Below are 12,273 nucleotides of genomic sequence, written 5' to 3' on the forward strand. Positions count from 1 at the left end.
TGGCCCCGGGGCGTTTTCCGGTCTTTTAGAGCCCGGCGCTTCCCGGCAGGACGGGCGCGGGCTCGTCGCTTGGCTGCGGCAGGGCCGCGCGCGAGAGCACCGTGTCGAGGGCCGCCGGCGCAAGGCGCAGCCGCACGCGCGGCCCAAGGCGCTCCCGCTCGACCACGCCGACGGCGTTCAGCCGGTCCACGTGGTGCTTGGCAAGCGTGCGACGGATGCCCGCCTTGCGCGCCGCGTGGGCCTGCTGGATGCCGGCGTTCCAGGCGAGCACGCGGAGCAGGCGCTCGACCGTCGGGTGTCGCAGGGCGGCCAGCGTCGCGCGCTCGACCGGATCGTACCGGCCTCCGTTCTCGAAGCAGCGGATGCGTCCTTGCGCGCGCTCGGTTCGAATGTGGCCGGCCTCTTCGAGCATGCGGAGGTGGTGCACGACGCTCGTGTAGTGGATCCCAAGCGCGTCTCGGACCTCGGCGGGCGTGACGGCGGGCTTTTGCGCGACCAGGGCAAAGACGCGCGCGCGGTTGGCGTTTTCCAGCGCGTCGGCGGCCCCGATGCGCCGCGACAGGAGCCACGCGGGCACAGCGAGCATTGCCAGAATGAGAAGCCCCAGTGCAAGGGGCGGCGCGTCGGGCGCAGGGGCTGCACGGGCGGGCACGGCCATCGACCCGGCCGACGGCCCGCCCAGCGGCAAGGTCCCGGAGGGTCGCAGCTTCGGTGAGGGATCGAGCGCTTCGAACGCGGCCCGCCCCTCGTCGGCGGCGGCCTTCTCGGCTTCCGACGTCAGCTCGTCCCTTCCTCCGGCGGAGTACGCCGTTTCCGAGTCTCCCGTCTTGGGAGAGGCGCTCGTGTACACGCGAAGGTCAGGAACGTCGAGGCGCACGCGAGCGTCGGGAACCTCGTCGAACGCTTCCAGCGCCGCGTTTGCGGCCGCCCGCGTCGCCGCCGAGGCAGCCTCGCCGGCGGAGCGGACGGGGCCCGTTTCGACCGCAACCTCGACGACGGGCCTTGGAAGCCCCGTCTGCACGCGTTCGTGCGGAACCAGGCGACCTCCGTCGTGGAGCGTCGCCCTCAGGTACGCCCGGGCAAACGAGGCCGCCACGGCGTAGTTCTCCCGAAGCTCGTCCCCCAGGCTCGGCGAGTAGCAGGGCGAACCTTCGCCGCACCAAGGAGGAGTGATCCTCAACCGGTTCAGCTCGCGGGTCACCTTCCGCACGACTTCGTCGGCGTGGGGCTGGACCTCCCGCCAGGCCCCTTCCATCGCCGTTCCCGAGCGGCCAAACAGTTCTTCGACGACGACGTCCAGGAGAAGCGAGAGGGCGCGATACGTCTCGGCGGTGTCGAGGCGCACCGAAGACGACTCCACCGGCGGCTCTGGAAGCGAAAGATCGAGGTCCTCATCCGCCACGTGCGCGCGGGCGCGCGAAGGAGAGGCCGAGACCGTCGCGCCGCGCTCGTCGAGGCGCCAGCCGGCCAAGGCCTCGTCGTAGCTTCGGGCCAGGGGCGGCAGGGGGGCGAGGGCCTGCCCGGCGGCGGCGCGCGCATCGAACTCGATGGCGGGAAGCGGCAAGGGCGAATCGACGGCCAGAACCCGCGTGCCGTCGTGCGAAACCTCCGCGGTCCCGCCCGCCGCCTGCGGGAGGATCAGCAGCAGCAACGCGACCGCCCACGCTCGCATGTCCTTCCGCTCTCCCACCCCCCTTTCGAATCACGGTCCTTAACGCTTTCTGTACCGGCGACGGGCGCGTCCAACGGAATTCGGACGAATCGCCGTTGGACAAGGATCGTGCTAGGCGATCAACGCTTTTTGGAACGTCGCTAAGAGCGCCGCGGTCGTAGCCGGCCTCGGGAAGAGCCATGTTGCGAATCCTGCCCTTGGCGTTTGCGCTGTTGATCGTGCCCTGGGGGGCCGCCGCCCCAAGCCTCGTCGGGACGGAAGCCGGACCCGTGAAGAACGTCTGCGCGGACCCGCGAACGGTCTTGGAAGCGCAGCCCTGCGCGCGCTGGATCTCGCGAGCGAATGCGGGCGAGCTCAGCACGCACGGCGCGATCGCCGTGAGCCCCGACGGCACGCTTGTCGTGGCCACGGGCAAGGGACAGACGAGCGCGTGCGGGTCGCAATGCTTCGTCGGAATCTCCGGCATGGACATGCTCACGGTCGCCTACGACGCGAAGACCGGCGCCCGGCGGTGGTCGGCGACGTACGGCGGAAGCGGCGACTTCGTGGACGTCGGAATGGCCGTCGCCTTCGATCCTTCGGGCACGCGCGTGTACGTGGGAGGGTTCGTGTACTCCGCCGGCACGGGATACGACGAGGCGCTCCTCGCCTACGACGCCGCGACGGGAGCCCCGGCCTGGTCGCGCGTGGAATCGCGATTCCCCGAAGGGGATCTGGAGCTCGTGAACGCCCTTGCGGTCGCGCCCGACGGACGCGTGTTTGCAGCAAGCAGCGCCTTTGGCACGGGCGAGTCGGCCCGGCTTGCCGTCTACGATGGCGCCACCGGAACCCGGCTTGGCCATGCGGACTTTCCGCGCACGCTGCTGTGGGACGTCGTGCGGTCCGACGAGCAGGTCGTCGTCGTGGGCGGGCGCGCCCCGTCGGCCGGGCAGAGCCTTGCGCCCTTCGTGCAGGCCCTGGATCCGCAGCTCTTGCCCTCCTGGTCCGCCTCGCTGGCCGTCTCGGGACGGGCCTTTGCGTCGCGCGTGGCGCTCGCCGGCGAGCGCGTGCTCGTGGCGGGCAACGCGGCAGACGCGCTGGGGCACCACGACTTCGTGGCCGCCGCGCTCGACGCCGCGACGGGTCAGGTCCAGTGGCTGGAGCGCCACGCCGCCTCCGGGCGCATGAACGACGCGGCCGTCGCAGGCGGAAGCTTCGTGCTTGCGGGCGAGGCCCTGTCCGCAAACGGGAACGGCTCCGTCCACCGGACGATCGCGTACTCCGTCGAGGACGGCTCCGTGCGGTGGATGCAAAGCCACGGCAGCGGCGCGGCCCTCGACGCCGCGCACGGCATCGCCGCCTCCGCGGACGGTTCCTTCGTCGTGGTGACCGGGGAAAGCCAGTCGGCCGCGCTGCGGTCGGGCCTTCTGTCCTGCTCGCCCATCTCCCTGCCCGAGGAGGCCTGCGCGCCAACGAGCGACGTATTCACGGTCGCGTATCGCGCCTCCGACGGCGCCGTGCTGTGGAAGGCGGCGCTCGACGGGGCGGGTCGCGGGGACGACGTCGGGCTCGCCGTCGCGCTTTCAGGCTCGGCCGTCTACGTGGGAGGACACCTTTCCGGAACCGGCGCCGGCTGTCTTGCCTCGATCTCGTACACCCTGCAGGGTCGCGAAGAGAGGGTGTGTGCCGGGCCCCAGCGCCTCTGCGCCGGGCCGGGCGACTGCCTGATGTCGCCGGCGCGACAGGACGCGTTCCTGCTCCGCTACGACGCCACGGCGGCCGCGGCCCAAAACGGGCCGGTCCAGCGCGTTTCGGAGAGGGATCATCCCCCGGCACGGCTCTAGGAGCGCATGCACGCCAAGCGCGCGATCACGATCGTGCTCCTGCTCTCGACAGGCTTGGTTCCGCCGGTGCCCGCCGCAGCGTCGGCGGGCGCCGAGCCTCCTGCGCACGGGGCCGTCTCGGAGACGGGCCGTCTTGTCGTCGGTCTTTCCGGTCCGCACGGCTTGGGGGTGGGCGACCGCTACCTGGGGCTATCCGTGGAGACCGTCGACGAGCGCCTCCATTTCCTCGTCGTGTCGCCCCTGGACCCCCGCGCGTTCCGCGCGCAGGCGCAAGCCGACCCGCGCGTCCGGTACGTGGAGCCCGAGCGCCGGATCCCGCTGCTGGACGCGTGGCCGGACGATCCCCGGTTCGGCGCGCAGTACGCTCCCATGAACGTGGGCGCGCCGGCGGCCTGGGCCCTGTTCCCCGGCGACGGCTCGTCGGCCGTGTGCGTCGTGGACACGGGCCTTCGCGCCACGCACGAGGAGTTCGCGGGCCGCTTCCTGGGCGGATACAACTACGTGGGCTACAACACGGACGTCTCCGATGGCATGGGCCATGGAACGCACGTCGCCGGCATCGCCGCGGCGACCGTGGGCAACGGGCTTGGGATCGCGGGCATGGGCAACGTCGGCCTCTACGCGGTCAAGGCCGGCAGTGACCGGTACATCCTCACCACGGCCGCCGCAAGCGGCATCGCATGGTGCGCCAACGCGCCCGTCGAGCGGACCGTGATCAACCTGAGCTTTGGCTGCCAGTCGTGCGACGACCGCGCGATCTCGGACGCGATCGAGTACGCCGTGCAGACGAAGGGCCGCATCGTGGTGGCCGGGGCGGGCAACGACGGCTGCCAAGACTGCGTGCTGCACCCCGCGCGCCACCCCGATGCGATCGCGGTCGGATGCACCACGCGCGCGCGAGGCCTCTGCCCGTTCTCCGCCCGCGGCCCGCAGGTCGAGGTGTCCGCGCCGGGCTTCTCCGTCCTGAGCACGCTGCATGTGAGCGATCTCGCCTACGGGCGCATGAGCGGAACGAGCATGAGCGCGCCCCACGTGGCCGGCGCCCTTGCGCTTGCGTGGGGGCACCTTCCGCACCTCACGGGACCGCAGCTTCGCGCGCGCCTTGCCGCCACCGCGCACGACCTTGGAGCGCCGGGACGCGACGACGGATTCGGGCACGGCGAGCTCGACGTGGGCTGCCTCCTTTCCGGAGCGCAGCCGTGCCCCCGGCCGCCCGAAGCGGCGTGCGGCTGGGCACCCAACGATTGCTTCGCCGACGCCCGCCTGGTGGACGGCGTGCCGTTCTCCGATCGGCGCGGCACGGCGGGCGCCGGCGCAGAGCCGGGGGAGCCGCGCGCGTGCGCAAAGGGCGGCGGGCCCGTTGGCTCGACCGTCTGGTACGCGCTTGCGGTCGACGAGGACGTCGACCTCGTGGCGGACACGACCGGCTCCGACTTCGACACGGTCCTCGCCGTGTATCGCGGCAGCGCCTTGTCGGATCTTGCGCTTCTGGCCTGCAACGACGACGCTCCCGGCGCGCTTTCCTCCCGCGCGTGGTTCCCGGCGCGCGCGGGCGAACGATACTACGTCCAGGCGTCGGGGGTGGGCGAGGACTTTGGCGATCTTGCCTTCCGGGTTCGACCGATCGCGCCGCCGGCGCCTTGCCCGGAGGCGAGCGTCCCGGCGGACTGCTTTGCGGCCGCGACCGAGCTTCGCGGCGTGCCCGCGACCCACCGGCGGGACACGCGCGGGGCGACGCTTGAACCCGAGGAGCCGCGACCCTGCGGCGGCATGGGCGCGACCGTCTGGTACCGGTGGACCGCCGAATCCGACGGCTTCGTGGAGATCGACACGCGCGAGTCGGGATTCGATACGGTCCTTGCCGTGTACGCCGGGCGATGGGGCGCGCTTGAGCCCTTGGCCTGCAACGACGATGCCGCCCCCGGCGTCTTGCAGTCTCGCGTGCGGCTCGACGTGCAAGCGGGCAACGCGTACTTCGTCCAAGCGGGCGGGTCCCTGGGCCGCCAGGGCGATCTTGCGATCCGTTTCGGAGGCTGCCCGGGCGTTCGGGGCGACTGCTTTGCCCAGGCGGAGGCGGTGACGTCAACGCCGTACGTCGACGTGCGCGACACGGGAGGCGCGACGAACGAACCCGGCGAGCCCGCCGGCTGCGCGAGCTCGATCGGAGCGAGCCTCTGGTACCGATGGGAACCCGCTCGCAGCGGGCGCGCCGCGGCAACCACGCTTGGATCCTCGTACGACACGATGCTTGCGGCCTACCGCGGCGACGACCTCGCGGCCCTTTCGCTTGTCGCCTGCAACAACGACCTTGCCCCGAAGATCGCGCAGTCGAGGCTCGACTTCCCCGTGGAGGCGGGGACAACCTATTTCGTGCAGGTCGCCGGCCCCCATGGCGCAAGCGGCCGCCTCGTGCTCACGCTTGCCGTCGCATGAGATTCGGACAACCGTAATGCCGCACTCGCGCGTTCGCGCCGCCGATCCCCATGCGAACCACGCTTGCACGCCCGGCCTTGCTTCAAGCCGCCGCCCTGTTTTGCCTCCTCGGGCCGCTTGCGGGAGCGGCGCTTGCGAGTCCGTCCGAGCCCGTGTTCGTTTGCACGCGCACGATCGTCGTGGGGCATCCGGCGACGGCCGTCACAAGCGTGACGGAGCAGCGACAAGGCCCCTGGTCACCGACGATCCGAAACGCCATTCCGGAGGGCATCGACGGCTTCTACTGCGACCTTGCGTCCACGCTGTGGGGCTCGCGGGTGACGACGGTCACGGACAACGGCGGAGTCTCCCACGACCTCGACATCCATTTCTTCGGCGAGCGCCAGCCCAACGGGCAGTCCGGTCCGTACCTGGGCGGATGCGCCACCAACGCCCCCGACGAGGTGTGCACGGTACCCGTGGACGCCCGGCAGGTCCTGGTCGTCGCGTACAGGGGCCTTCGCATGACCGTGACGGTCGCAAGCGGATTTGCCTGAGCTCGACCGGGTCCAACGGCGTTCGGAAAACCTCCATCCCGTCGGGTTGGCTTGCCCGAACCGGGGAAGCATGCAACGGAATCTCGTGACGCTGATGTTCGTGGGCTTGTTCCTGGGAACGCTCGCTCCGGCCGAGGGTACGGGCGCACCCGTGCCCCCGTTCGTGAAAATCCTGCAGCCGACCGCAAACGAGCAGGTCGCCGGCGCGATGTGGGTCGTGGTGCGCGCGGGCCACGACTCGGGCACGATCGCGCGCTTGGACCTGCGCGTGGACGCGGGCGGCCCCGGATATCAGGAGCACGACATCACGCGGGAACGGTGCGGGGACCGCCGCGTATCGCCGCTGGGCGCCGATCCCGACGACTACTGCTACCTCGTGATGCTTCCCGGCTATCGGATGGCCTACACGCGCGTCGACGTGGTCGCCGTGTCGAGCGACGGGCTCTCTGCGCACGACGCGGTCCAGGCGAGGGTGGTCTACCCGCTCAGCCTCTGGCACAAGCTTCACACGTGGTGCGGCGAGGGCTCCGTCGTCTGCCTCTAGGCGCGTGCGAAGCTTGCGTCGATCTCTGGCACTTGCGATCCTCGTCGCGGCCTGCGTGTTTTCGGCAGGCAACGGATCGGCCGCACCGCACTTCCGCGGCTCGGCGGCGGACGGCTACGTTGCCGGCCCCGCCTCGCCGTTTCGCGGGTGTCTCGAGCCGCCCGTCGCCTGCGCGCGCGTCCCGCCGGGGGTCGATCTTGCGCGCATCCTGTTCGAGGACCTCCGAGGAGCGCCGGTGCGCCGAGGCCTGGCATCGGCGCACGACGCGGAGGGCCACGAGCTCGCCCGCGTCGAATTTGCGGCGGGGACGTTCGTCATGCTTCCGACGGGGACGGCAAGCGTGCGGGTGAACGCGCTCGCTTGGCCATCCTCGCCTTGGAGCGTGCCGCTGGCGGGCAACGTGATCTTTCACTTCTACGAGGAGCAGCCGCAGGCCGAAGATCCGCCCCGCGGTTAGTCTCCCCCGCCCCAATCTTCCTGCAACCGCTCCTTCCACTCCTCGTGCTGCGCGCGGCAGGAGGGTTTGCCGTCGAGGTGGACGAGGAAGCCCAGGCCCGGATCGGCGATGTGTCCTCCGCAAAACATGCAGGCGTCCAGCGTGGTCGTGGCGACGGTCATCGGGAGCCCCGATGCGCGACCGTCCTCGCGGGAGTTAGAATTGTCGATCGAATTCGTGGGCAAATGACCGGGTTTTTCGAGGCGGCGCGGTCAGTTGTCCGGACGCTGTCCGGCGGGGGCTCGCGTCTCCGACGCGCGGCGGGCCGGTTGCACCGGACGCACGCGAAACGATTTGGCAAGCGTTTTGTGCCGCCAGGCGCGTCCGCGGGCAGGCGGCGTGCGGGCGGCTCCATCAAGCGCCCGCTTGCTGGCTTGGCACGCTTCGCGCTCCCTAAATATGCTCAAGCCCTTGTGCGCTAGGGCTTGGGGTGCGCTTGCTTGGACCACGCAATCCATAGCACAACGTCTTAAGCCTTCTTGGCAATTGGAACCTGTCAACATGAAGTGCCTCTATTGCGACTGCCAGGACACGCGCGTCATCGACTCCCGCGAGACGGGCACGATGGACGCCATCCGCCGGAGGCGCCAGTGCATCGCCTGCGGCAAGCGCTTCACGACGTACGAGCGGGCGGAAGCCCCCTCGGTCCTCGTGACAAAGCGCGACGGGCGCGTGGAGGACTTCGACCGCGACAAGCTCGAGGCCGGCCTCCTCAAGGCCTGCCAGAAACGGCCGATCCCGCGCGCGGCGCTCGAGGCCCTCATCGAGGGTATCGAGGAGACCGCGCGCGAGGCCGGCGACGGAGGCCCGCTTGCAACAAGCCGGATCGGCGAGCTCGTCCTCGAGGGCTTAAAGAAGCTCGACGAGGTCGCCTACCTGCGCTTTGCAAGCGTCTACAGGGAGTTTGGCGACGCCGACGCCTTCCGCAAGGAGGCGGCCGAGCTTCTGGCCCGAAAGACCGGCGAGCGCGCGGGGCGTCCGGAAGTTCCGGCGAACCCGCGCGCAGGAACGTGACGACGACAACCGTGGAGGGGAGCATCGTGAATCGGATGGAAACGAAGGCCGCAAACGTCCTTGCCGAGCTGCCGGAGCCCAAGATCAGCGACAACGCCCGCAAGGTGCTCGAGCGCCGCTACCTCAACAAGGACGAGTCCGGCAAGCCCGTCGAGACGCCCAAGGAGCTGTTCTGGCGCGTCGCGTGGAACATCGCGCAGGCCGAGCGCAACTACGGCGCCGACGACGAGGCCACGCTCGAGTGGGCCAAGAAGTTCTACGCCCTCATGGCCGACCTCGACTTCCTGCCCAACAGCCCGACGCTCATGAACGCGGGCAACGAGCTCCAGCAGCTCTCCGCCTGCTTCGTGCTTCCCGTCGCCGACAGCATCCCCGGCATCTTCGACGCGCTCAAGTGGCAGGCCATCATCCACAAGAGCGGAGGCGGCACGGGCTTCTCCTTCTCGCGCCTGCGCCCGAAGGAGGACTTCGTCAAGAGCACCATGGGCGTGGCCTCGGGCCCCGTGTCGTTCATGAAGATCTTCGACGCGGCGACCCAGCAGGTGAAGCAGGGCGGCAAGCGTCGCGGCGCCAACATGGGCATCCTGCGCGTGGACCACCCGGACATCCTCGAGTTCATCGACTGCAAGGCGAAGCTCGAACCCGAGAGCCAGAAGATCCACGACGAGCGTCGCGCCGAGCTTGAGAGCTTCGGCGTCCCGGCCGCCGAGCGGGAAGCGAAGCTCAAGCTGCTGCACCGCTCGCTCCTGTCGAACCAGATCAAGAACTTCAACATCAGCGTCGCCCTCACGGACGCCTTCATGGAGGCCGTCGCGCGCGGCGACAAGTACGACGTCGTGAGCCCGAGGACCGGCGAGGTCGTCCGTCAGCTCGACGCCCGCGAGGTCCTCGACAAGATCGCGGGCAACGCCTGGGTCGCCGGCGAGCCCGGCCTCTTCTTCGTCGACCGCAGCAACGAGAAGTGCCCCACCACGCACGTCGCGCCCATCGAGGCCACGAACCCGTGCGGCGAGCAGGACCTCCAGCCCATGGACTCGTGCAACCTCGGATCGATCGACCTCGACAAGCACGTGAAGCCCGTCGGGCGGGGCGCCTACGAGATCGACTGGGACAAGCTCGAGCGAAGCGTCCGCCTGGCCACGCGCTTCCTCGACGACGTCATCGACATGAACGCGTTCCCGATCCCCGAGATCCACAAGATGAGCCACGGCAACCGGCGCATCGGCCTTGGCATCATGGGCTTCGCGCGGATGCTCTTCAAGCTCGAGATCCCCTACGACGGCAAGGAGGGGCTCGCGATGGCGCAGAAGGTGATGAAGTTCATCAACGACACGTCCGTCGACGAGTCGGTCGAGCTCGCCAAGGCGCGCGGCGTCTACGGCAACTGGTACGGCGGCAAGCACGAGAAGCAGGGTGTCCGCCGCCGCAACTCGTACGTCACGACGATCGCGCCCACGGGCACGCTCTCGATGATCGCGGACACCTCGGGCGGGTGCGAACCGGAGTTCTCGCTCATCTGGTACAAGAACGTCATGGACGGAACGCACCTTCCCTACGTCCTCGACTACTTCATCGAGGTGGCCAAGCGCGAGGGCTTCTGGCGCGAGGACCTCCTGCAGAAAATCCTCGACAACCGAGGCTCGGCCCGCGGCATCAAGGAGATCCCGGAGAAGTGGCAGAAGGTCTTCGCCGTTTCCTTCGACGTCACCTCGGAGATGCACGTGCGCATGCAGGCCGCCTTCCAGGAGCACGTCGAGGCCCAGGTCTCGAAGACGATCAACATGCCCCCCGAGGCGACGGTCGAGGACGTGAAGAAGGCGTACGTGCTCGCCTACGAGCTTGGCTGCCGGGGCATCACGGTGTACCGCGACGGCTCGCGCGACGACCAGGTCATGAACGTGGGCGTTTCCGCGAAGGCCGCGACGACCACGAAAGTTGAGGTCGTCCGCGACGACTCCACCGCGCAGCCGGCCGCCGGCAAGCTCGTGAGCCCCGAGCCGCCCGCCGCCAAGCCCAAGACGATCGTCCCCGTCGAGCCCGTGGGGCACGGGATCCTCAAGCCCAAGCCCCGCCCGGACATCATCACGGGCACGACCCAGCGCATCGAGACCGGATACGGCCCCCTCTACCTCACGATCAACGAGGTGGAGGGGCGTCCCTTCGAGGTCTTCGCGCAGATCGGCCACGGCGGCGGCTACACGGCGTCGTTCACGGAGGCCGTCGCGCGCCTGGCCTCGCTTCTCCTGCGAAGCGGCGTCCCGGTGCAGGAGGTCATCGACCAGCTCGAGGGCATCCGCTCGCCGAAGATCGCCTGGCACCGCGGCACGAAGATCAACTCCGTGCCCGACGCCATCGCCTTTGGCCTGAAGAAGTGGGCCTCGGGGGAGCTCCACAAGAGCGTGCAGGTGCGCGTGGACAACTACGCGCCGCTTGCCCCCGACGTCGCGCCCGCCAAGGGCGCCGTCAAGGTCGTGGCCGACGACGAGCGCGAGAAGGAAGGCGACGACCTTCGCGAGCTCGTGCGGTTGGGCATGAACCCCGAGTGCCCCGAGTGCGAGGCCATCCTCGCCTACGAGGAAGGCTGCGTGAAGTGCCACTCGTGCGGGTATTCGGAGTGCTAGACCCTCGCTTCCACTGCACCCGTTCGACCCGCGCCTGAACCGGCTGTCACGACGCGAGCAACGGACACGCCGTCGGGTTGCCGCACCCGTACCCGAGCCTATGGCTCACGGGCGCGATGGCAAGGCATGCGCTGGGGAACCTCCGGGATCGCGGTTGCACACCGCCGCGCCGAACGCCTCCTCGCCCGCTTCCACACCGAATACCCGGAAGCCTCCCGCCTGGGCGTCGTGGTCGAGCTCGCAGGGAGCCGGCCACGACTCCTTTTTGCCAAAGGGCACGGGCCGCCGCGAGGCATCGTCCGCGTCGTGCTCTGCCGAAAAACGGGCCTTCGCGCCCGCGCCGTGCCCGCGCACGTCACGCGCGAGGAGGCGAAGGCCGTCGAGGACCTCTGCGAGGCCCTCTCCGAGTCCATCCTCGGCGCGCCGTTTGCCGCCCCGCCGATCGCCGTCTCGCCCCGCGCGGTGGGCCGCGTCGCGCGCTGATCCGTTCCGCACGCTTCTTGCCGGGTCCCGCGCATGCGTCTTGCATGCGCGCGAAGTCGCACGTCGTCGAGCTCGGCCCCGGCCGCGCCACCGTGCTCGACCTTGCGCCCGGCCTTGCCGGCGAGGCCGACCGGGTGGGGGCGGAGATCGCGCGCCTCGATCCCGGCGCGCTTGCCGTGGATCTCGACCTTGCGACCTGCGGCGCGCTTGCCGCGCGCAGGCCCGCCGTCCCGTGGCTCCTGCAGGCCGCCTGCGAGGCGGTGCAACGGGGTGCGCCGGGCGAGGATCCGCTCCTTGCCTACCGCGCGTGCGCCAAACGCGCGCGCGAGAAGGACGTTCCGCTCGTGCCGCTCCTCCCGGCCGACGACGCGGGCTTCCTCCTGCGCTGGCGGGCGCGGCGCGCGCTCGCGCGGGCGCCGCTTCCCTCCACCGTTCCCGACGGGCGCCTGCTGGACCTTCGCCACGCCATGGAGGCGATGCCCGAGCTCGCCTTGCGCCTTCGCCGCGAGGAGATCGAAGCCGCGCGGCGGTTGGCGCGCCTTTGCGTCGCGGAGCAGCGGCCGCGCGTCGTCGCGCTGATGGCCTACCCGCGGTCGCTTCGCGTCTGCGGCCTTGCGGTCGAAGAGGCGGCCAAGCTCCTTGGCCATGGGG

The 12,273-nt window shown here is 70.2% G+C and carries 11 protein-coding genes; 9 read left to right on the plus strand and 2 right to left on the minus strand.

All coding sequences use genetic code 11. The features are described from left to right. Positions 1-25: 25 nt before the first annotated feature. A complete protein-coding gene (locus VM681_01875) occupies positions 26-1,690 on the minus strand; it encodes a helix-turn-helix domain-containing protein (GenBank protein ID HVL86748.1) in 1,665 nt (554 codons plus the stop codon). Positions 1,691-1,851: 161 nt separating this feature from the next. Between VM681_01875 and VM681_01880 the strand changes: the two genes are divergently transcribed. The 5 genes from VM681_01880 (at position 1,852) to VM681_01900 (ending at position 7,465) form a co-directional block, all read left to right on the plus strand. Then, the gene (locus tag VM681_01880; protein ID HVL86749.1) at positions 1,852-3,495 is read left to right on the plus strand and encodes a PQQ-binding-like beta-propeller repeat protein; all 1,644 of its coding nucleotides are present in this window, start codon (positions 1,852-1,854) and stop codon (positions 3,493-3,495) included. Between the two features lie 6 nt (positions 3,496-3,501). Next, positions 3,502-5,928, plus strand: coding sequence for a S8 family serine peptidase (locus VM681_01885; GenBank protein HVL86750.1), 2,427 nt, complete (start codon positions 3,502-3,504; stop codon positions 5,926-5,928). A 77-nt stretch (positions 5,929-6,005) separates the two neighbouring features. Then, entirely contained in the window at positions 6,006-6,464 is a 459-nt protein-coding gene (locus VM681_01890; GenBank protein HVL86751.1) for a hypothetical protein, read from the plus strand. Between the two features lie 70 nt (positions 6,465-6,534). Further along, positions 6,535-7,008 (plus strand): hypothetical protein, encoded by a 474-nt coding sequence (locus tag VM681_01895; GenBank protein ID HVL86752.1) that lies wholly within the window; start codon positions 6,535-6,537, stop codon positions 7,006-7,008. A gap of 4 nt (positions 7,009-7,012) precedes the next feature. Further along, positions 7,013-7,465: a hypothetical protein gene (locus tag VM681_01900; protein ID HVL86753.1), complete on the plus strand. Its 453-nt coding sequence runs from the start codon at positions 7,013-7,015 to the stop codon at positions 7,463-7,465. On the opposite strand, the gene VM681_01905 is transcribed toward VM681_01900, so the two are convergent. Next, on the minus strand, positions 7,462-7,626 hold the full coding sequence (locus VM681_01905; GenBank protein ID HVL86754.1) for a hypothetical protein: 165 nt from the start codon (positions 7,624-7,626) through the stop codon (positions 7,462-7,464). The genes VM681_01900 and VM681_01905 overlap by 4 nt on opposite strands. 379 nt (positions 7,627-8,005) lie before the next feature. Here VM681_01905 and nrdR point away from each other — a divergent pair, with 379 nt between their 5' ends. From nrdR to VM681_01925, 4 genes are all read left to right on the plus strand, one after another. Further along, positions 8,006-8,518 carry a transcriptional regulator NrdR gene (gene nrdR, locus VM681_01910; protein HVL86755.1) on the plus strand — a complete coding sequence of 171 codons (513 nt, stop codon included), beginning with the start codon at positions 8,006-8,008 and terminating at the stop codon, positions 8,516-8,518. Between the two features lie 35 nt (positions 8,519-8,553). After that, entirely contained in the window at positions 8,554-11,139 is a 2,586-nt protein-coding gene (locus VM681_01915) for an adenosylcobalamin-dependent ribonucleoside-diphosphate reductase (protein HVL86756.1), read from the plus strand. A gap of 126 nt (positions 11,140-11,265) precedes the next feature. Then, positions 11,266-11,622, plus strand: coding sequence for a hypothetical protein (locus tag VM681_01920; protein ID HVL86757.1), 357 nt, complete (start codon positions 11,266-11,268; stop codon positions 11,620-11,622). A gap of 44 nt (positions 11,623-11,666) precedes the next feature. Then, the coding region (locus tag VM681_01925) for a hypothetical protein (GenBank protein ID HVL86758.1) at positions 11,667-12,273 on the plus strand (607 nt) is incomplete at its 3' end.

This window comes from Candidatus Thermoplasmatota archaeon, assembly GCA_035541015.1.
GTDB lineage: Archaea > Thermoplasmatota > SW-10-69-26 > JACQPN01 > JAIVGT01 > DATLFM01.

Coding starts and splice junctions, on each gene's coding strand:
- VM681_01920 (HVL86757.1), top strand. CDS start 11,266: ATGCGCTGGGGAACCTCCGGGATCGCGGTTGCACACCGCCGCGCCGAA.
- nrdR (HVL86755.1), top strand. CDS start 8,006: ATGAAGTGCCTCTATTGCGACTGCCAGGACACGCGCGTCATCGACTCC.
- VM681_01885 (HVL86750.1), top strand. CDS start 3,502: ATGCACGCCAAGCGCGCGATCACGATCGTGCTCCTGCTCTCGACAGGC.
- VM681_01880 (HVL86749.1), top strand. CDS start 1,852: ATGTTGCGAATCCTGCCCTTGGCGTTTGCGCTGTTGATCGTGCCCTGG.
- VM681_01895 (HVL86752.1), top strand. CDS start 6,535: ATGCAACGGAATCTCGTGACGCTGATGTTCGTGGGCTTGTTCCTGGGA.
- VM681_01915 (HVL86756.1), top strand. CDS start 8,554: ATGGAAACGAAGGCCGCAAACGTCCTTGCCGAGCTGCCGGAGCCCAAG.
- VM681_01905 (HVL86754.1), bottom strand. CDS start 7,626: ATGACCGTCGCCACGACCACGCTGGACGCCTGCATGTTTTGCGGAGGA.